The following is a 21,158-nucleotide window of genomic DNA, read 5'->3' as shown; positions in this document are numbered from 1 at the left end:
AAAAATTAAGCATCTCCTTTATGAAAAGCTTTTTTATTGAAAACAATTAAGATTCCCACTCCCGTTGAAATCGCCACATCTGCTACGTTGAAAATAGCATTGAAGAAAGTGAAAGGTCTCCCTCCGATGAAAGGCACCCATTCTGGCATTGGAAAATCTTTGATGATAGGAAAGTAAAACATATCGACCACTTGTCCGTGAAACCAAGTTCCGTAAGGCTCTTCAGAGAACATAACGGCCAATTGCTGATAACTGTCGTTAAAAATAACACCGTAAAAAACAGAATCTATAATATTTCCTAATGCTCCCGCAAAAATCAAGGCAATCGCCACGATAAGATAATTAGAGCTTTTGTGATTACGCACGGAATCCCATAACCAATAACCAATTCCTGCAACTGCAAAAATGCGAAAAACGGTTAAAAACAACTTGCCATATTCGCCTGGAAGTTTGGTCCCCCAAGCCATTCCTTCGTTTTCTATAAAATGAATTTTGAACCAATTGAAAACGGTGACCTCTTGACCTAATTCAAAATTTGTTTTGACATATATTTTAGAAACTTGGTCAACAAGTAACAGAATAAAAATAAGGAAATAAGCTTTGCGTAATGACATTATAGTATTTTTAGTGGGGCAAAAATAGACAAATTCAAAAAAAGAACTCTAAAATAAAAATTAAATTCCAAAAAAAAGAAATTCCAAATTCCAAAAGATAAACTTGGAATTTGGAATTTGAAATTTACTATTTTAAATAATTATCGTTGCAAATTCTTAGCTTCGATACTCATAGTTGCATGAGGAACGATTTTTAGTCTTTCTTTGCCAATTAATTTTCCTGTTACTCTACAAATACCGTAGGTTTTGTTTTCAACACGGAAAAGAGCATTTTTTAAATCACGCAAGAACTTTTCTTGACGAATGGCCAATTGTGAATTGGCTTCTTTAGACATTGTTTCGCTTCCTTCTTCAAAAGCTTTGAAAGTAGGCGAAGTGTCATCAGTACCATTATTTAAATCATTCATATAGGCACTTTTTATCAAGTCAAGATCAGCTTGTGCTTTTTCTATCTTTTCTTTGATTATCTGTTTGAACTCTGCTAAATCAGCGTCTGAGTATCGTGTCATTTCCTCGATCATAGCCTAAATTAATTTAATGGGTTGGTTAATTCTTTTTTGGTTGGTTTATTTTGTTATCGTTAATTTTGTTTTAATGTCGTCGAATTCAATTTCTGTGCCATTTTCTAAGTTTTCTGCAAATAGCAATTGTTCTGTCAATGTTTCTGACTTAATGTAGCTTTCATTGGCTAGAATTGCTTCTTGTAAAACAGCGTGATTTTGAACGTAAACCTTCACTTTATCAGTAACCTCGAAACCAGAATCTTTACGGATATTCTGAATACGATTTACTAGCTCCCTAGCAATTCCTTCTTTTCTTAACTCTTCAGAGATGGTGATGTCTAATGCTACCGTAATTCCGTTAGCATTGGCCACTAGCCAACCTTCAATGTCTTGCGAAGAAATTTCTACATCCTCTAATGATAAAATTACATCTTTTCCTGAAATTACCATACTTAAGCTTCCTTCCTTGTCTAATTGATTGATTTGATCAGGCGTAAAAGACTGTATCTCTTTGGAAATCAGACCCATATCTTTTCCGAAACGTGGTCCAAGAGCCTTAAAATTAGGTTTAATTTGTTTAACCAATATGCCTGAAGCATCGTCTAAAAGCTCGATTTCTTTGACGTTAACTTCGGCTTTTATGAGGTCGGCAACAGCTTCGATTTCAGCCTTCTGAACCGCGTCAAGTACTGGAATCATTACCTTTTGCAGAGGTTGACGCACTTTGATCATTTCCTTTTTACGTAGTGACAAAACCAATGAAGATATTGTCTGCGCCTTCTGCATTTTACTCTCTAGCGATTTATCAACAAACTTTTCAACTGAAACGGGGAATTGTGCCAAGTGTACTGACTCGAAATTCTCTGTTCCTGTTGCTTGAGTCAAGTCTTTATACAACTTATCCATAAAGAAAGGAGCGATAGGTGCACTCAATTTTGCTATGCTTAACAAACAAGTATAAAGCGTTTGATAAGCAGCAATTTTATCTTGAGCATACTCGCCTTTCCAGAAACGACGTCTACACAAACGCACGTACCAGTTACTCAGATTTTCTTGAACAAAATCAGAAATAGCACGAGCGGCACGAGTTGGTTCATATTCGGCATAAAATACATCCACTTCTTTGACCAACGTGTTCAACTCTGAAATAATCCATTGATCAATCTCTGGGCGTTCTTCTAGAGGTACCTCAGCTTCTGCATAACTAAAGCCATCGATATTCGCATATAATGCAAAGAAAGAATACGTATTGTACAACGTTCCAAAGAACTTACGACGCACCTCAGCAATTCCTTCAATGTCAAACTTCAAGTTATCCCAAGGATTGGCATTCGAAATCATATACCAACGCGTTGCATCAGGACCATACTCTTCTAATGTAGTAAAAGGATCAACCGCATTACCTAAACGCTTGGACATTTTTTGTCCATTTTTATCCAAAACCAAACCGTTGGATACTACGTTTTTGTAAGCTATACGATCAAAAACCAAAGCACCAATAGCGTGTAAAGTATAAAACCATCCACGAGTTTGATCGACACCTTCAGCAATAAAATCAGCTGGAAAATCGGTATTTTGATCTATTTTTTCTTTATTTTCAAACGGATAATGCCATTGCGCATAAGGCATAGCACCTGAGTCAAACCAAACGTCAATCAAATCGGATTCGCGTTTCATTGGTTTTCCTGAAGCAGAAACTAAGGTGATTTGGTCTACCACATTTTTGTGTAAATCAATCAAATCGTAATTAGTTTCAGACATATTTCCAATTTCAAAACCAGCAAACGGATTATTGGTTTGAACACCAGCGGCAATAGCTTTTTCTATCTCGTTGTATAATTCTTCAACAGAACCAATTAAAATTTCCTCTTGTTTGTCTTCTGTTCTCCAAATAGGCAAAGGAATTCCCCAATAACGAGAGCGTGATAAGTTCCAATCATTAGCATTTTTCAACCAATTACCAAAACGTCCCTCACCAGTAGCTTTTGGCTTCCAGTTGATGCTGTCGTTCAGGTCGAACATACGGTCTCTCACCTCGGTAATTTTGATAAACCAAGAGTCTAATGGATAATACAATATTGGCTTATCCGTTCTCCAACAGTGTGGATAACTGTGCACGTATTTCTCTACTTTGAAGGCTTTGTTTTCTTCTTTTAAACGAATAGCGATTTCAACATCTACAGAACGCTCTGGTGCTTCTCCTTCGTTATAATATTCGTTTTTAACGTATTTCCCTGAATAATCTCCAAGACCTTGAATGAATCTTCCTTGCAAATCTACCAAAGGAACTGGAGTACCATTTTCATCTAAAACCAACATTGGCGGCACTTCTGGAGTAGCTTCTTTGGCTACTTTAGCATCATCTGCACCAAATGTAGGCGCAGTATGTACAATACCCGTACCGTCTTCAGTAGTTACAAAATCACCAGCAATCACTCTAAACGCATTTTCTGCATTTTGATATGGCAATACAAAAGGCAATAATTGTTCGTAACGAATATCCACTAAATCTTGACCTTTACATTCGGCTACGATTTGGTACGGTATTTTTTTATCACCTACTTTGAAATTTTCGAAATCAGTTGCATCTTCAGAAGCGAAAAATCCTTTTGCAAATTGTTTCCCTACTAAATTTTTGGCCAAAACCACAAAAATTGGCTCAAATGTATACTGATTGAAGGTTTTTACTAAAACATAATCGATTTTAGGTCCAACTGTCAAAGCGGTATTCGATGGCAAAGTCCAAGGTGTCGTCGTCCAAGCCAAAATGTGAATAGCTCCAAAACCTTGTAAAAATGAAGGTAATGTTTCTGGTAATGTCTTGAATTGAGCCACAATGGTCGTATCCGTTACATCACGGTAACTTCCTGGCTGATTCACTTCGTGAGAAGACAAACCTGTTCCTGCTTTTGGTGAATAGGGCTGTATGGTGTAGCCTTTGTACATCAAATCTTTGTTATAGATTTGTTTTAGCAACCACCAAACCGATTCCATATACTTGGGTTTATAGGTCACATAGGGGTCTTCCATATCTACCCAATAGCCCATTTTTTCAGTCAAATCGTTCCAAACATCGGTATAACGCATTACGGTTTTTTTACACGCTTCGTTATAATCCTCGATGGAAATGGTTTTTCCAATATCTTCTTTGGTAATTCCCAATTCTTTCTCAGTTCCCAATTCCACCGGTAGACCGTGAGTGTCCCAGCCCGCTTTACGCTTTACTTGGAAACCTTTTTGGGTTTTATAGCGGCAAAAAATATCTTTAATGGCACGTGCCATCACGTGGTGAATTCCTGGCAATCCGTTGGCCGAAGGAGGTCCTTCAAAAAACACAAAAGGCGTATTGCCTTCGCGCGTAGTTACACTCTTTTCAAATATATTTTCGTTCTTCCAAAAATCAAGCACTTCGGATGCCGCTTTTGGCAAGTCAAGTCCTTTGTATTCAGTAAATTTTGTACTCATTGTATCCTTTTCTTAATCGAGGTGCGAAAGTAATAAAATTAAGTCGAAAGTTGAAAGTTGAGCGTCAAAAGTTAGCAGAGAGCATAAAATTTAAGAAAAAACTTCTTTAAGAATCTCCAAAGACTTTGGTTTTTTAAAACCATCCAAATGAAAACTGTAATAATCAATTAGTATTTTGAGCAGAATTTGGCGTTCTATAACGTGAAAAACTTTTTGATCCGAGTCTAATCTCAAATCAATTAATTTTTTTAGCAAAAAAGATTCGTGTTCAGACAAACAACTAATTGCCTGAAAGAGGGAAAAAACCCCTTCGTTCATTTCAAAAAAAGGCAAATCTTGATCGGAAGTATCTGGATAAAACCCTAAGAACTTGGTAATTTCAAGCAGTAAAATCAGATGGAAGTTACTCGTTTCATTATGCGTGTCTAGCCATTGGAGCGCTGTTTCGAGGTACTGAAACAAATCATCGTTTTTTTCTTCTTCGTGAATAGCGTGATGTAAAATTTCAGAAAGAAACAACACCATAGTACTTTTTACAATATCCAAAGGAATGGTTTGAAACGGTATAGCCGTTTTGATTTCTTTAAAATGCTCTAAAGTTCCTTTATTTTTATGCACTGCTTCAATTTCTAAAATTGATAAAGGCTGAAAATAGGCGATTTTTTGATTGTTCTTTTTTCCAGAAAATGCGTCTCTGACAAAATAGGATTTTAGACCATGAGATTGCGTAAAGCACTTCACAATCAAGCTTTTTTCTTGAAATTTTAAAGTAGAAATTACGATGGCTTTGGTTTTTACCAACATGTGGATTGGAATTTGGGATTTAGAATTTTGAGATTTGGGATTTGGGATTTGGGATTTGGGATTTTTGAGATATGGCTTTTAAAAATTGAAATCTTTATCTAATAATCATCACCTTCTTCACCTTGGTTTCGATGCCATCTTCAGCAGAAATAAAAATCATATACACGCCTGAAGCAACTTTGTATTTTCCAAAAGCAGTAGTGTCCCACTCTATAGTTCCTCCTTCAGAAACTGCTTCGTGCACTAAATTGCCTTCGATATCGGTTATTTTTATATTCGCCCGATCCAAAAGACCCGCTATTTTTACCGTTCCACTAAATTCAGGGCGCACTGGATTGGGATAAACATAAACATTATTCAAAGAATCACTAGCTCCCGTAGCCACACCCTTAAACGAAATCATCCCTTTGGTCGTAGCAATATAGACTTCACCAGTAACCGAATTGATTCCAATATCGTTTATAGTGTTACTCGGTAATGGTGAATTATTGGTGGTAAAATGATACAGCGTTTTTTGCCCATTGGATGACAATAAAAAAACACCTGAATCTGCCGTTCCTACCCATTTATTGTTGGCTCCATCTACTACAATCGCATTGATAAATTGCTCAAAGAGCAACTCCTGAGCAACTTCATCCTCTAGAATGATAATTGGTTTGGTAGTAAGTGCTGTTGTATTTTGAAAATTATTCACATTCGACAACACTCGAAGTCCTTTGTTCGTTCCTATCCAAAGTTGATTATTTGTATCTATAGCCAAAGCTCGTACATCTGTTGTAGGCAGGTTTCCCTTGTCAGCTCCAAAAGTTATTTTCTTAAATGTGGGTGTACCCGATTCGTTAAAAGCGATTACTCCATCAGTATTAGAAGCAATCCATTTGGTATTGTTTTTATCGATGACCATTCTTCCCATGCTCACATCAATACTTTTTTCGGCGATGGAATTCAAGGAATAACTTTGCCATTGTCCATTACTTCTCAAGACTTTTAAGCCATTTTCGATTCGGGAATTGGTCACCCAAAGATTCCCTGATTTGTCAAACGCTGTTCCGTTGATACGAACATCGATATAAGTTGGTCCTAGAAAAGCAATCGATTCCAAACCCGAATTGGTTTGATTATACAACAAATTTGGCACTTCATTTTCTATGCGTAATAATCCCGAAAAGAAAGAACTCACATAAACTTTAGTCTCGTCATTTGGATTAATCGTTACTCTCGAAATAGATTTGGCTCCCAAAACCTCATTTGCAGGAATTGATAACCAACTCTGAGTGCTGAGTCGGCTTATACCATATAAATTAGGACCGCTGTTGTTATAAGAATAAGGATTATAGTCACCTGTATAACCTCCATAAACCGCCCAAAGCGCAGTTGGAGTAACTTGAAATGAAAAAATTGCATTTCTGAGTGGTCCTGGAGGTGTACTATCGGTTATTGGTGCGCCAACAGACAGTGTAGTTGTTAGCAAACCATTTTCTTTGGTGCCCAAAAACAAATTAGTATTGACAATAGTCGCACAAGTAAAAACTGGATTTTTATCCAAAATTTGATTGCTATTTATTTGTTTTATTAAAAGCAAGCCCGACCCAAAGACCGAAATTTGACTGGGAGTTGTAACTAGTAAATTGTTTGCATCAGAACGCAAATCAACTATAGGCGCACCAAAACTTTGAACGACAGAGAATGAACTCAGCCCATATTTGTAAATCGTACCAGCTGTGGTTGAAGCATACAAATCTGCCCCAAAAGCAGTAATTCCCGACCAATTATCAGACAAAAGCGTTGTCCATTGCTGATAATCGATTAAGTTTGGATTCGTAATAGCTGCTCTTCGAATTCCATTTTCTGTTGCAGCATAAAAATTTCCTTCAAAAACAGCCGTTTGCTTCACCGAAATCTCCTTTCCTAAATCGCCTATAAAGTAAGTATCTCCAAAAAGTTGCGTATTCAAATTGAATTGTACAATACCAAAATCACAAGAAACATAAAGAATGCCCTGATGTTCCAAAAAGTGATTGATTTTTTTGATATTGGCAGGCAATTGTTTGTTGATAATATCGACCACTTTCAGCAGGGAACCGTCAGCTTCATTAATCACAATTAAAAGGCCGTTTTCATAACCCACAATAGTTTTGTTGAAAGCGGTACTATGATACAAAGCTGATATCGTTAAACCCGAAAGACCATCGATAGTCGTGGTAGTTTTTAATGTGTTTGAAAGTGTATTTTTTGAGAACAAAGCATTCTCTGAAGCAGCAAAAAGATTGGAATTGGATTGCGCTACATCTTTAATTTCGTTATAAGAAAAATAACCTTGCCAAGACAATTGGCTTTGTGAAAAACCAACATTAAGGGCTAATAAACAACAAAAAAACAAGGCAATTCTCTTCATGGTTTTTTAAAATCAAATACAAATATAGTACAAACGAAAGTTTTTGATTTTTGTTCTTAAGGAATAAAAAAAAGCCTTCTTCTGTTTCCAGAAGAAGGCCTTTACTAATTAACTTACTACTACTATACTACTCCTTGAGCTAACATAGCATCCGCTACTTTAACAAATCCAGCAATATTAGCACCTTTAACATAATCAACATATCCTGTTTCATCTGTACCATATTGTACACAAGAAGCATGAATATTCAACATGATATTGTATAATTTCTCATCTACTTCTTCAGAAGTCCAGCTTAAACGCAATGAGTTTTGAGACATTTCTAAACCTGAAGTAGCTACACCACCTGCATTAGAAGCTTTTCCTGGTGCGAACAAAATTTTAGCTTTGTGGAACGCAATAACAGCTTCTGGTGTTGAAGGCATATTAGCACCCTCAGCCACAGCAATACAACCGTTAGCTAATAAAAGAGCCGCTTCTTCTCCGTTCAACTCATTTTGAGTTGCACAAGGCAATGCGATATCACATTTTACTTCCCATGGACGTTTACCTGCAACATATTTAGCATTTGGATACTTAGTAACATACTCACTAATTCTTCCACGTAATTCGTTTTTCAATTCCATTACGAAAGCTAATTTTTCAGCGTCAATTCCGTCTGCATCATAAATATACCCCGCAGAATCAGATAAAGTAACTACTTTACCACCTAATTGAGTCGCTTTTTGAGTAGCGTATTGTGCTACGTTTCCTGAACCTGAAATAACAACCGTTTTTCCTTCAAAAGAATCACCTTTTGTTTTCAACATACTTTGTGCGAAGTATACTGTTCCGTAACCAGTTGCTTCTGGGCGGATTAAAGAACCTCCGAAAGAAATTCCTTTACCAGTTAATACTCCTGTAAATTCATTTCTTAATCTTTTGTATTGACCAAATAAATAACCTACTTCTCTTCCTCCAACACCTATATCTCCCGCAGGAACATCCGTATCAGCACCAATATGCTTTGACAATTCGACCATAAAACTTTGGCAAAATTTCATGATTTCGTTATCTGATTTTCCTTTAGGATCAAAATCAGAACCTCCTTTTCCACCGCCCATTGGCAAAGTAGTTAAGCTATTTTTGAAAGTTTGTTCGAAAGCTAAGAATTTCAAAATACTTAGATTTACAGATGGATGAAAACGCAATCCACCTTTATATGGGCCTATAGCTGAGTTCATTTGTATACGGTATCCTCTATTTACTTGAGTTTGACCTTGATCGTCAATCCAAGTAACTCTAAACATGATAACGCGTTCTGGCTCTACCATACGCTCTAAAAGCATTTTGTTTTGGTATTTTTTATTTTCTTCTATAAAAGGAATTACCGTTTCGGCAACTTCTAATACTGCTTGCAAAAATTCTGTTTCGTTCGGATTTTTTTTAGTTACCGAATCAATAAAATTAGTAATACTTTGTGACATGATCTTAATGATTATAAAAACGTTAGAAACGCACTGTTAATTGCTCACAAATATACGTTTTAAACGTTAATTTGACCTATTTTTTTACAATAAAAAGAAAAATTATCTTTTATTTAACCATTTACAAAGAAATACCAACATTAAACAATAAAAGTTACGAAAACGTTATAGTATCTGTAATAAAATTCAATTTTGAATAATAATAATTGGATAAGCTTTTTGGGCATATTTTGTGTAATTTGTTTTTATATATTTGCGCGCAATAAATAGACACCCAAATGTTTAAAAAATTCTTACCTACCCTAATAGCATTGTTTTCTTTAATCAATGTTTCCAATGCCCAATTCAACCTAGCACATGAGATAGGAATTACCTTTGGTCCTTTGGCTTTTCAATCAGATTATGGCGAAAGACACGACATTGAAACAAACGCTGGTAATGCAGGATTTGGAGTTGGTCTCGTGCATTATATCAATTTTTCATCAAGGGCTAATTACGGTAATTATTTTAATGATCATTTTAAAGTTCGAACGGAGCTTTCTTATAACTCTACAAGTTTCAGGCACTTTGGGAAATGGGTTGAAGAAGGATCTACCTCATTAGGAAAGCAGCAATTACGTGCCATGAGAGGCTCTTCAAAAATGGTAAATCTAGGATTTCAAGGTGAATTTCACCTTGTAAAAATACATGATTTTGAGAACACTATAGGTGCATTTGGTCCTTATGCGAGTTTGGGTGTTCTTTACAGTTTTTATGACGCTCAAGCTACTTCAACTTTAGGTCCTTTGGGAACATCGGCAACCACAATACCTAAATACCTAACACCATCAGATGGTCGTCCAAATGGATTTTCAAATGAATCCAAAGGAGTGCTCTCTGTTGTTGCAGGATTTGGTACTAGATACAAGCTTACTACTATGAGTGATTTATTGGTGGATATGCGCTTTCAGTACTTTTCTTCGGACTGGGTAGATGGTTTAAATCCTAACAAGCAGATATATAAAGAAAATAAAGCTAATGATTGGATGGTATGGTTCAATATAGGCTACATTCAATATTTAGAGTTTTAATACTTTAGCTAAAATTCATAAAAAGGGCTCAATGTAAACTATTGAGCCCTTTTTTATGATTATACTTTTTTTCTAAGATAAAGCTTGTTCTAAGTCAGCTATCAAGTCGGCAGCGTCCTCTACTCCAACACTTAATCGCACTAAATCATCAGTAATTCCGACTTCTTTTCTTTTGTCTTCTGGGATAGAAGCGTGCGTCATCAAAGCAGGATGATTGGCTAAAGATTCTACTCCTCCTAAAGATTCAGCTAAAGTAAACACCTTTAACTTTTCTAAAAAAGCAATAGCATCCGCCTTTTCACCTGATTTAAAAGTAAAAGAAACCATTCCACCAAAACCACTCATTTGCTTTTTGGCAATTTCATGAAACGGATGTTCAGGCAATCCAGGATAATAAACAATTTGAATCTTTGGATGTGAATTTAAAAAAGCGACTACTTTCTCTCCATTTTCACAATGTCTTTGCACACGTAAATGCAAAGTTTTAATCCCTCTTAACACCAAAAAACTATCCATTGGGCCTAAGGTTGCACCGGTTGCAAATTGCTGAAAATGCAATTGATTACCTAATGCTTCGTCTTTTACAATTAAAGCCCCAGCAATAACATCAGAGTGACCACCTAAATACTTGGTTGCAGAATGCATTACAATATCAGCACCTAAATCTAAAGGTTTTTGCAAGTAGGGAGTGGCAAAAGTATTGTCTACCGCAAAAAGAATATTATTTGCTTTCGTTATTTGAGCAATAGCAGCAATATCAGCTAGTTTCATTAATGGATTCGTAGGTGTTTCAACCCAAACCAACTTAGTATTTTCGTTGATTAAAGATTGGAATTTTTCCAAATCATTCATATCAACAAAATGAAATTTAATGCCAGACTCTTTATAAATCCTAGTAAACATTCTATAAGTTCCTCCATACAAATCATCCATAGCGATAATTTCGTCACCAGCTTTAAAAGAACGCAAAACGCAATCTGTTGCCGCTAATCCAGACGAAAATGCCAATCCTCTGGTTCCATTTTCAATACTTGCTAAAGCATTTTCAAGCGCAGTTCGAGTTGGATTTGCAGCTCTGCTATATTCATAATCAGGATTCAAAGGCTGACCTGGACTCGTTTGTACAAAAGTGGATGTTTGATAAACAGGAGGCATTACAGCTCCAGTACTTGCATCATGGTGTTGTCCTCCATGGATAACTTTAGTATTAAATTTCATGTGTATCGTTTTTTTGAATGACTACATTTATTGGAAATGCAAATTTACCGTTAAATATTGATAAAGCAACGTTTGTCTAGGCTACCTTTGTATACAATTAACACATTTGAGTTATGAAACGATACATCCAAAGCCTATTTTTGCTCGTAGTATTGAGTAGTTGTTCCAATGAAATACGCTTTGAAAATAAAGAATTCAGTAAAAAAAGCAACTTACTTTGCAAAGAAAACTGTCCAGAAATAAAAGTGAGTATTCCTTATGCCACAAACAACAGTACTTCGGCAGATAGCATCAATAAAAAAGTGTTTTCTAGAATAAAAGAATTGGTCTATCTTGATGAAAAACCATTAGAAACCGAGGATTATCAAGTCCTTCTTTCATCATTTATAAACTCTTATGAAACTACCAAAGAAGAAATACCTGATGCCACTTTTGGATGGGAAGCTGCAATAGAAGGAACGGTTAAATATCAATCTGAACATATTATCAATTTAGAAATTGACCATTACACTTTTACTGGGGGCGCTCACGGTTATGAAGGCCTTCAATCCCTAATATTTGACTCAAAAACTGGAAAAAACATTTCGAATGAATCGCTTTTCAAAGATATTTCTGGGTTGAAAAAAATGCTAGAAATCAAGTTCCGAAAAAAATATCAAATACCACTAAAAGGCAATATCAATCAAACGGGTTATTTATTTGAAAATGATGAGTTCCAATTACCCAAAAACATCTTTTTTACCAATGACGGCCTTTTATTTTATTACAATCAATACGAAGCGGCTGCTTATGTAGAAGGGCCTAAAACTCTTTTTATTCCTTACGCTTCCCTAAAAAACTACCTTGTTTTGAAATAAAAAAGTGCTTCAAAATAAAATCAGATTTCGAAGCACTTTTTCTATTTGTATTATGTTTTTTAAACGAACTTACGAAGACTCATCAAAATCCCCATATGTAATCCTTCATGAAAAGCATTGAATTGGATTGCTTCTTCAACAGTATGCAATGTAAAACCTGTAGAAGTTGGGTATTCAGTAAAATTTTGAAAAACCTTATTATCGTAGTCGCTTTTCATTTGTTCTACCGTTGAAAAAAGCAAACTCTTAATCAAATCAACTTCTTCTTGTGTAGCATCTTGTTCAGGCTTGGTTCCTTTTCGGTATTTTTCTACCAAATCATCTGAAACCTGCATTGGTAGACCTGATAATTTGTATACTAATAACTGTTGCGTCACCACGATATGAGCAATGTTCCAAAATATAGTATTAGAAAAACCTTCAGGAATTGTATTCAATTGTTCTAGAGTATATTTTTCAAGATAAGGAGCGGCCATTTTTCGGCTTGTTGCTGTGAGTTCAAATATTGCGTTCATTATTTTTATTTTTTGGATAAAAATACTCATTTTCCGTCTAAATGAATTTTCTTTGCAGCACAAAAAAGCAATCCAAATGAACAAAATATATTACTTAGCTTCTTGCGATACCTGCAGAAAAATCATAAAAGGACTACCTTCCAACCATAATCTGGCTTTCCATGACATTAAACAAGACCCAATTACTGTTGATGAATTAGAAAAAATGGCAGAATTATCAGGAAGTTACGAAGCTCTGTTTAGCAAAAAAGCCCAATTGTACAAATCGATGGATTTAAAAAATCAATCGCTTACAGAAGCCGATTTTAAAAAATACATTTTGGAACATTACACCTTTTTGAGCCGACCTGTTTTTATCATTAATGACAAAATCTATATCGGTAATAGCCAACAAAACATTCATCAAGTTCATTTAGCATTGGCCCATGTCTAAAAGAAAGCTTGCCTTAATTGGTGCAACCATCGTTTCGATTATTTATGGTGTAACTTTTACCATTGCCAAAGACGTAATGCCTGCATACATTGATGCTTTCGGGTTTATCTTACTTCGAGTGGGCGGTTCAGTGCTGCTTTTTTGGCTAACGTGGCTTTTTATGCCCAAAGAAAAAATTGCCTTGGGAGATTTTCCTAGAATTATTGCTGCTGCTTTTTTTGGAGTAGCATTCAATATGCTCACTTTTTTTAAAGGATTAAGCCTAACTTCACCTATCTCTGCTGCAGTAATTATGGTTTCAACACCAATGATTGTGCTGGTTTTATCAGCAATAATAATGAAAGAGCGCCTGAAAAAAAGAAAGGTTTTTGGAATTATCCTAGGCCTGTTCGGTACTGCTTTATTGATTCTTTACGGCAAATCGATTGGTAGTGCTAGCAATGCTGGATTGGGTAATTTCTTAGTATTGGTCAATGCAATTTCTTATGGTTTTTATCTCATCATTGTAAAAAAATTAATGCATACCTATAATGCATTTACCTTTGTAAAATGGATTTATCTTTTTGGTTTCTTGATGGTTCTACCATTTGGATGGAGTGAGTTTAATGCTGTCAATTGGTCTTTAGTGCCTACTTTAATCTACTGGAAAATAAGTTTTGTTGTAGTTGTTTCGACTTTCTTAACTTATTTATTAAATTTACTTTCGATGAAAGAATTAAAACCTACTACGGTGGCGGTTTTTATTTATTTACAACCTCTTTTTGCGACGATTTTTGCTATTAGTTTAGGGAAAGACGAGCTGAATTGGGTCAAAATAGGAGCTGCTATTTTAATTTTTTCGGGCGTTTATTTGGTAACACAAAAAAGCCATAAAAGTCATAACTAATCATTGATATTCCACTTATTGCGTTAATTTGTATTCTTTAAGTACAAATTACTTTACTTATCTTTACAGCTTTTTATACAAACATATGATACAATCCATGACCGGTTTTGGTAAAGCAACACTTCAATTGCCAACCAAAAAAATAACAATAGAAGTAAAATCCCTAAACAGTAAGGGGTTAGATTTGAATGTAAGAATGCCCTCTTTATACCGCGAAATGGAATTGGGACTGCGCAATCTAATTGCTTCAAAATTGGAAAGAGGAAAAATTGATTTCTCGATTTACATTGAAAGTACAGCTGAGCAAACCTCTACTCGAGTGAATGTTCCAATTGTAAAAGCTTATATCAATCAATTACTTGAGGTATATCCTGACGCCGACACAACTGAATTGATGAAGATGGCCGTTCGTATGCCGGATACTATGAAAGTAGAACGCGAAGAAATTGACGAAAGTGAATGGGCTACTATACAAACTGTAATCGAAGAGGCACTTCAAAACATCTTGAATTTCCGTAAAGACGAAGGCGAGTCTCTCGAAAAAGAATTCCAATTGCGCATCGGAAATATTCGTCAATTCATGAACGAAGCTTTGGCCTTAGACCCTGAGCGTGTTCAAGCTATCAAAGAACGCTTACAAACCGCTATTGCTGAACTTCAAGTAAATATTGACGAAAATCGTTTTGAACAAGAACTCATTTACTATTTGGAAAAACTAGATATTACTGAAGAAAAAGTACGTTTAACCAACCATTTGGATTATTTCCTAGACACCATCAAAGGAACGGAAGCTAATGGTAGAAAACTAGGTTTTATTACTCAAGAAATGGGTAGAGAAATCAACACTATGGGTTCTAAATCCAATCATGCTCAAATGCAAAAGTTAGTCGTTCAAATGAAAGATGAATTGGAAAAAATTAAAGAGCAAGTGTTGAATGTATTGTAGCTCTTAGGAAAATTATAGTATAAAAATGAAAAAAGGAAAATTAATAGTTTTTTCAGCTCCATCTGGTTCGGGAAAAACAACAATCGTTAGGCATTTATTAGGAAAAGAAGATTTGAATTTAGAATTTTCTATTTCGGCAGCTACCCGTTTGCCTCGTGGTGAAGAAGTAGATGGCAAGGATTACTATTTTATGTCATTGGAACAATTCAAAAAACACATCAAAGCAGAAGAGTTTGTTGAATGGGAAGAAGTGTATCGCGATAATTTCTATGGCACACTAAAAAGCGAAGTGGAACGCATTTGGGCTATGGGCAAAAATGTGATTTTTGATATTGATGTGGCTGGAGGATTGCGTATTAAACACAAATTTCCAGAAGAAACCTTGGCTGTTTTTGTGAAACCTCCAAGCGTTGATGAATTGAAAAGAAGACTCAAAGAACGCTCAACCGAAAGCGAAGACAAAATCAACATGCGCATTGCCAAAGCCTCAGTAGAATTGGCTACCGCTCCACAATTTGATGTGATTATCAAAAATTACGATTTGCCTGTTGCACTTGAAGAAGCGTATCAATTGGTGAAGGATTTTGTTTCTAAATAGTGATTAGTAAAAAGTGATTAGTGATTAGTAAAAAGTAATTAGCTTGAAATGGGTGAAATAAAATCATATAAAGATTTATTGATTTGGCAAAAAGGCATTAAAATAGTCTGCTTAGTTTATCAGTTAGTAAAATCATTTCCTCAGGAAGAATTATATGCTCTGACAAGTCAGATAAAAAGAGCTTCGATATCTATTCCTTCTAATATTGCTGAAGGTTATGGAAGAAATACAGATAAATCATTTAGTCATTTTTTAGATATTTCAAGAGGCTCACTATTCGAAATTGAAACTCAATTACTAATTGCTAATGAACTTGGTTTTATAACAAATGAAACTTTGTACACAGAAATTCTAAGCCAAATAGAGGAAGAATCTAAAATGATTAATGCATTTTCAAAAACCCTCAAAAACTAATTACTTTTTACTAATCACTAGTTACTAAGTTAAATGAAAATCGGACTATATTTCGGTACTTTTAATCCCATTCATGTGGGCCATTTGATTATTGCCAATCATATGGCAGAACATACCGATTTGGACCAAATCTGGATGGTCGTAACGCCACACAACCCGTTAAAAAAGAAAAGTACGCTGCTTGATGATTATCATCGGTTACATATGGTGCATTTGGCTACTGATACTTATACAAAAATAAAGCCTTCGGATATCGAATTTAAATTACCGCAACCCAATTATACGATTACTACACTAGTACATTTACAAGAGAAATATCCAGAAAATGAGTTTGCTTTAATCATGGGCGAAGACAACTTAAAATCCTTGCACAAATGGAAAAACTACGAAGCCATTTTAGAACATTATTCCATTTATGTCTATCCGAGAATCGAAGCCATAGAAAACAATCAAAAAACAATTGATACTGGAGCAGAAAACACTTCTTTTGCCAACCATCCCAAAATCAAAATCATAGATGCCCCAGTAGTTGAAATATCAGCTACTTTTATTCGCAATAGCATCAAAAAAGGCAAAAACATTCGCCCTTTATTACCACATAATGTTTGGGAGTATTTGGATCATAATAATTTTTACAAAAAATAATTAGTACAATACCTCTTTTACAACAGCAACTATTTCTTCAGCAATAGCACTTAAATTATCATTCTTACCTGATAATAAAAACACTGGTGTTGCAGGCATTTTTGGGCTATCCCATACCAATTGTAACACTTTATTGCGAATCTTAGATGCAACATTACAATTCCAAACTACACTAATACCCGTGTTTTGAGCAAGAATTGCAATCATTTCATTTTCTGATGGAATGATATAATTGGCTATAATCGCTGGCCTTTTTTTATTAAAAACATGCAACCAAAATAACTTAATGTGGGGTATACCCGAATCATGACTGTACCACCGCTGATCGTTCATCCATTGTTCTATAGCAACTAAATCATTGGTAGAAATGTTTTCTTTTATGATTTGAAGATCAATATCTGGAGTAGCGACAACGACTTGTTTTATTTCACCAATTCGCTGCTGTAGGGTATCAAAAGTATCGTACTGTTTGGTTACTATCGCAAAATCTATTTTCTTGGAATTTACTAAATCAAATAACTCCTCGTTGGTCCCAAAAGTGAAGTCAATAAAATCAAATTTAGACACCAATGAACTACCAAAACATCCCATCAAATGCTTTGAAATCCCAATAGACAATAATCGATTAGTATTGAACGCCTTAGCTCTAAAACCGTTTTCTACATTTTCTAAACGATCCAAAGCATCAATGATTAAGTTATTGAGTAACTTTGCGTATTCCGTAGGCACCACCCCTTTTGATTTACGGTTGAATAATGTATATCCTACATGGGCTTCAAGCATAGCAATTTGCTGACTGACTGCAGGCTGACTAATGAACAACTCCTTAGCGGCTAACGAAAAATTTCCGTTTTTGTATACTGATTTAAAAGTGCGATACCATTCTAAATTTACCATTGCTATAAATATATTTATCACAAACATAATTTAAATTATTTTTACTAATACCATATTCGCCATAAATTTGCAGTCTCAAATTAAAACAAGCGATGAAAAAAACTTCCTTATTAACGATTCTAGTAATAACCTTGAGTTGCTTTGTTGCAACTGCACAAAAACAAAATAAAAAAATGAAAAAAGTATTATTTGTAGTTACCAGCCACGACCAATTAGGTAACACAGGAGAAAAAACAGGATTTTGGACAGAAGAATTTGCCGCTCCCTACTATGCTTTGGCCGACAAGGGAATTCAAATCGACATTGCATCACCTCTTGGAGGTCAGCCTCCAATCGATCCAAAAAGTGCTGATCCAGCATCAGCAACTGAGGATACTAAACGTTTTGATGCAGATACCGCATTGTTAGCAAAACTTAAAAACACCAAAAAAATATCAGAAGTTTCTCCATCTGATTACGATGCTGTTTTTTATCCTGGAGGTCACGGTCCATTATGGGATTTGGCCGAGGATACAACTTCTTCAGACTTAATTGCTACTTTTTACACACAAAATAAACCAGTAGCATTTGTATGTCATGCACCTGCTGCCTTAAAAAATGTAAAAGTAAATGGAGATTTCTTGGTTAAAGGTAAAAAAGTAACTGGTTTTACGAACTCCGAAGAAGCAGCTGTGGGATTGACCAATATCGTACCTTTTTTGGTGGAAGATATGTTGCAAAAAAATGGTGGTTTTTACAGTAAAGCTGGCGATTGGCAATCCTACGCCGTAGAAGATGGTTTATTGATTACAGGACAAAATCCTGCTTCATCAAAATTAGTTGCCGAAAAATTATTGGCTCAATTGCATTCAAAAAAATAAGAGAACGTCTCTAAAACGCTGAGAAGCTAAGTTGCTAAGGTTTAAATGTGCATTAAAAACTCAGAATCTTAGTATCTTAGTAACTCTTTTAAAAAAAAAACATCATGTTAAACTTCGAATTATACAATCCTACGAATTTAATTTTCGGAAAAGGACAAATAGAAAAAATAGCGACCTTGATTCCTGCAGAAGCAAAAATCCTGATTGCTTACGGAGGAGGCAGTATCTTCAAAAACGGTATTTATGATCAAGTAAAAGCAGCGCTTCCAGATCGTAATATTGTTGAATTTGGTGGTATTGAACCCAATCCTCATTACGAAACATTGATGAAAGCGGTAGCGGTAATCAAAGAACAAAATATCGATTTTATTTTGGCAGTAGGTGGCGGTAGCGTCATTGATGGCGTGAAATTCATATCGGCAGCTGTACATTTTGAAGGCAACCCAATGGATATTTTACAGAAACGCTTACTCATCAAAGACCTTAGCAAAGTAGTTCCTTTCGGTACGGTCCTAACAATTCCTGCTACAGGATCAGAAATGAATTCAGGATCTGTTGTAACTATTGAAGCTACACAAGAAAAATTGGCTTTTGGCGGAAGCGCTTTGTTTCCTAAATTTTCTATTTGTGATCCAACAGTTATTGTTTCATTGCCAAAGCGTCAATTACAAAACGGCGTTGTAGATGCTTACACACACGTATTGGAGCAATACTTGACCTATCCACATGAAGGTTATTTACAAGACCGAATTTCCGAAAGTATTTTGCAAACCCTAATCGAAATTGGACCAAAAGTAGTAGAGGATCCTACAAATTATGCTTTGGCTTCTAACTTTATGTGGAGCTGTACTATGGCGCTCAACGGACTAATCCAAAAAGGAGTTCCTAGTGACTGGGCTACACACATGATTGGACACGAATTAACGGCTTTGTATGGAATTGATCACGCTAGAACATTGGCGATAATTGGTCCTAACTTATACAAGGTAATGTTTGAAACGAAAAAAGCCAAATTGGCCCAATATGGTCAACGTATTTTTAATCTAACTGGAAGCGAAGACGAAATTGCAAAAGAAGCTATCAACAAAACTGTTGCCTTCTTTCATACAATGGGAATGCAAACCCAATTGTCTGACTACACCAAAGATTTCGAAAAAACAGCCGATTTTATTGCAAAAAGATTTGAAGAAAGAGGTTGGAAGGGCTTAGGAGAAAAACAAAACATAACTCCTGCGAAAGTTAGAGAAATAGTTGCTGCTAGTTATTAATTCAAAAAAGCATTCATAAAAAAAGGCGTTTTACCAATGGTAGAGCGCCTTTTTCAATTACTAAAAAACAAAACTAACTAAACCAAACATAATTTTTAATCAATAAAAATCTAATTATTAATAACTTACAACGTTCAGCTTACCTATTTATTGTGTAAAAAATATTTTTTTTTAATAATTTAAAAATGCCTTTAAAATCAATACTAGAAGCAGTAAAACTGACTCGACTATTGAAATTAATTTGTGTAATTACTAGTATTTTGAGTACTTTTGATGAAATTTAATAAAAAAATGGCCGATAAATTAAAATTTGCAGTAATTGGTGGAGGAAGCTGGGCAACTGCTATTGCTAAAATGTTATGTGTGAACCAAAAAGAAATTTGCTGGTACATGCGCAACGAAGTCGCTATCGATCACATTAAAACCTACAAACACAACCCGAATTACTTAAGTTCGGTTGAATTTGACACTAACAAGCTTATCCTAACTTCGGATATTAATGAAGCAGTAGAATATGCCGATTACCTAATTTTTGCGATTCCTTCGGCTTTTTTGGAGGGAGAATTGTCCAAAATAATTGTTCCGCTAAAAGACAAAATCATCTTTTCGGCCATCAAAGGTATTGTTCCAGAAACCAGTTTGATTGTTGGAGAACATTTTCATATTCAATACGACATCCCTTACTACAACATAGGCGTAATTACAGGTCCTTGCCACGCCGAAGAAGTAGCTTTAGAACGTTTATCCTATCTTACAATTGCTTGTGGTGATCCAGATAAAGCAAAAAAAGTAGCCGAAAATTTATCAGGAAATTATATAAAAGCCAAAATATCAGATGATATTATTGGAACAGAATATGCGGCCATGCTTAAGAACATTTACTCAATAGCAGCTGGTATTGCTCACGGTTTGGGTTATGGAGATAACTTCCAATCGGTAATTATGAGTAATGCGATTCGTGAGATGAAAAAATTCATCAAAAAAGTTCATAAAATGAAACGTAACATCAATGATTCTGCCTATTTAGGTGATTTATTGGTAACAGGATACTCGGTCTTTTCTAGAAATAGAATGTTTGGTAACATGATTGGAAAAGGTTATACTGTAAAATCAGCTATGATGGAAATGAGTATGGTAGCCGAAGGATATTATGCCGTAAAAAGCGCTTACAAACTCAATCAAGGCTACGGTGCCAAAACACCAATTATAGATGCCGTGTATCAAATTCTATATGAAGGAAAAGAAGCCAAAGCCGTCTTTAAAAAACTAACCGAAGAATTGGACTAGATCAGTATCCAAGACAA

General features: G+C 35.3%; 20 protein-coding genes. 11 read left to right on the top strand and 9 right to left on the bottom strand.

Features of this window, described 5'->3' with window-relative positions; genetic code table 11:
* Positions 1-5 precede the first annotated feature (5 nt).
* The 6 genes from FLAVO9AF_RS12805 to gdhA form a co-directional block, all read right to left on the bottom strand.
* The gene (locus FLAVO9AF_RS12805; RefSeq protein WP_159689457.1) at positions 6-614 is read right to left on the bottom strand and encodes a lipoprotein signal peptidase; all 609 of its coding nucleotides are present in this window, start codon (positions 612-614) and stop codon (positions 6-8) included.
* Between the two features lie 140 nt (positions 615-754).
* On the bottom strand, positions 755-1,135 hold the full coding sequence (locus FLAVO9AF_RS12800; protein WP_159689452.1) for a TraR/DksA C4-type zinc finger protein: 381 nt from the start codon (positions 1,133-1,135) through the stop codon (positions 755-757).
* 45 nt (positions 1,136-1,180) lie between these two features.
* Positions 1,181-4,582, bottom strand: a complete 3,402-nt coding sequence (gene ileS / locus FLAVO9AF_RS12795) for an isoleucine--tRNA ligase (protein ID WP_159689449.1) — start codon at positions 4,580-4,582, stop codon at positions 1,181-1,183.
* 90 nt (positions 4,583-4,672) lie between these two features.
* The gene (gene recO / locus FLAVO9AF_RS12790) at positions 4,673-5,386 is read right to left on the bottom strand and encodes a DNA repair protein RecO (protein ID WP_159689447.1); all 714 of its coding nucleotides are present in this window, start codon (positions 5,384-5,386) and stop codon (positions 4,673-4,675) included.
* Positions 5,387-5,480: 94 nt separating this feature from the next.
* Positions 5,481-7,781 (bottom strand): two-component regulator propeller domain-containing protein, encoded by a 2,301-nt coding sequence (locus tag FLAVO9AF_RS12785; protein WP_159689444.1) that lies wholly within the window; start codon positions 7,779-7,781, stop codon positions 5,481-5,483.
* 122 nt (positions 7,782-7,903) lie between these two features.
* Entirely contained in the window at positions 7,904-9,247 is a 1,344-nt protein-coding gene (gdhA, locus tag FLAVO9AF_RS12780; RefSeq protein ID WP_159689440.1) for an NADP-specific glutamate dehydrogenase, read from the bottom strand.
* 278 nt (positions 9,248-9,525) lie between these two features.
* Between gdhA and FLAVO9AF_RS12775 the strand changes: the two genes are divergently transcribed.
* Entirely contained in the window at positions 9,526-10,317 is a 792-nt protein-coding gene (locus FLAVO9AF_RS12775; protein ID WP_159689437.1) for a glutamate dehydrogenase, read from the top strand.
* Positions 10,318-10,389: 72 nt separating this feature from the next.
* Here the strand turns inward: FLAVO9AF_RS12775 and FLAVO9AF_RS12770 are convergent, their stop codons facing one another.
* Positions 10,390-11,535 carry a cystathionine gamma-synthase gene (locus FLAVO9AF_RS12770; protein WP_159689433.1) on the bottom strand — a complete coding sequence of 382 codons (1,146 nt, stop codon included), beginning with the start codon at positions 11,533-11,535 and terminating at the stop codon, positions 10,390-10,392.
* Between the two features lie 113 nt (positions 11,536-11,648).
* Here FLAVO9AF_RS12770 and FLAVO9AF_RS12765 point away from each other — a divergent pair, with 113 nt between their 5' ends.
* The gene (locus FLAVO9AF_RS12765; protein ID WP_159689430.1) at positions 11,649-12,392 is read left to right on the top strand and encodes a DUF3298 and DUF4163 domain-containing protein; all 744 of its coding nucleotides are present in this window, start codon (positions 11,649-11,651) and stop codon (positions 12,390-12,392) included.
* A 59-nt stretch (positions 12,393-12,451) separates the two neighbouring features.
* On the opposite strand, the gene FLAVO9AF_RS12760 is transcribed toward FLAVO9AF_RS12765, so the two are convergent.
* The gene (locus tag FLAVO9AF_RS12760) at positions 12,452-12,907 is read right to left on the bottom strand and encodes a DinB family protein (RefSeq protein ID WP_159689428.1); all 456 of its coding nucleotides are present in this window, start codon (positions 12,905-12,907) and stop codon (positions 12,452-12,454) included.
* A 76-nt stretch (positions 12,908-12,983) separates the two neighbouring features.
* Here FLAVO9AF_RS12760 and FLAVO9AF_RS12755 point away from each other — a divergent pair, with 76 nt between their 5' ends.
* The 6 genes from FLAVO9AF_RS12755 (at position 12,984) to nadD (ending at position 16,829) form a co-directional block, all read left to right on the top strand.
* On the top strand, positions 12,984-13,340 hold the full coding sequence (locus tag FLAVO9AF_RS12755; RefSeq protein WP_159689425.1) for an arsenate reductase family protein: 357 nt from the start codon (positions 12,984-12,986) through the stop codon (positions 13,338-13,340).
* Complete coding sequence (locus FLAVO9AF_RS12750; RefSeq protein WP_159689422.1) at positions 13,333-14,226, top strand: DMT family transporter; 894 nt, start codon at positions 13,333-13,335, stop codon at positions 14,224-14,226. The genes FLAVO9AF_RS12755 and FLAVO9AF_RS12750 overlap by 8 nt, the downstream gene beginning before the upstream one ends.
* An 85-nt stretch (positions 14,227-14,311) precedes the next feature.
* Positions 14,312-15,172 carry a YicC/YloC family endoribonuclease gene (locus tag FLAVO9AF_RS12745; RefSeq protein WP_159689420.1) on the top strand — a complete coding sequence of 287 codons (861 nt, stop codon included), beginning with the start codon at positions 14,312-14,314 and terminating at the stop codon, positions 15,170-15,172.
* A gap of 25 nt (positions 15,173-15,197) precedes the next feature.
* Positions 15,198-15,770, top strand: coding sequence for a guanylate kinase (gene gmk / locus FLAVO9AF_RS12740; protein ID WP_159689417.1), 573 nt, complete (start codon positions 15,198-15,200; stop codon positions 15,768-15,770).
* A 48-nt stretch (positions 15,771-15,818) separates the two neighbouring features.
* Entirely contained in the window at positions 15,819-16,184 is a 366-nt protein-coding gene (locus tag FLAVO9AF_RS12735; protein WP_159689414.1) for a four helix bundle protein, read from the top strand.
* Between the two features lie 33 nt (positions 16,185-16,217).
* A complete protein-coding gene (gene nadD / locus FLAVO9AF_RS12730) occupies positions 16,218-16,829 on the top strand; it encodes a nicotinate (nicotinamide) nucleotide adenylyltransferase (protein WP_159689412.1) in 612 nt (203 codons plus the stop codon).
* Here nadD and FLAVO9AF_RS12725 read toward each other — a convergent pair whose 3' ends face one another.
* Entirely contained in the window at positions 16,830-17,726 is an 897-nt protein-coding gene (locus tag FLAVO9AF_RS12725) for a LysR family transcriptional regulator (RefSeq protein WP_159689409.1), read from the bottom strand.
* A 92-nt stretch (positions 17,727-17,818) separates the two neighbouring features.
* On the opposite strand from FLAVO9AF_RS12725, the gene FLAVO9AF_RS12720 reads away from it, so the two are divergent.
* The 3 genes from FLAVO9AF_RS12720 (at position 17,819) to FLAVO9AF_RS12710 (ending at position 21,141) form a co-directional block, all read left to right on the top strand.
* Positions 17,819-18,586, top strand: a complete 768-nt coding sequence (locus FLAVO9AF_RS12720) for a type 1 glutamine amidotransferase domain-containing protein (RefSeq protein WP_201296296.1) — start codon at positions 17,819-17,821, stop codon at positions 18,584-18,586.
* 104 nt (positions 18,587-18,690) lie between these two features.
* Positions 18,691-19,854, top strand: coding sequence for an iron-containing alcohol dehydrogenase (locus FLAVO9AF_RS12715; RefSeq protein ID WP_159689404.1), 1,164 nt, complete (start codon positions 18,691-18,693; stop codon positions 19,852-19,854).
* A 291-nt stretch (positions 19,855-20,145) separates the two neighbouring features.
* Entirely contained in the window at positions 20,146-21,141 is a 996-nt protein-coding gene (locus tag FLAVO9AF_RS12710; RefSeq protein WP_159689402.1) for an NAD(P)H-dependent glycerol-3-phosphate dehydrogenase, read from the top strand.
* Positions 21,142-21,158: the final 17 nt, after the last annotated feature.

The organism is Flavobacterium sp. 9R (assembly GCF_902506345.1).
Taxonomy (GTDB): Bacteria; Bacteroidota; Bacteroidia; order Flavobacteriales; family Flavobacteriaceae; genus Flavobacterium.
Note: the sequence above shows the minus strand (reverse complement) of the source record. Positions and strands in the feature narration are given on the sequence as shown.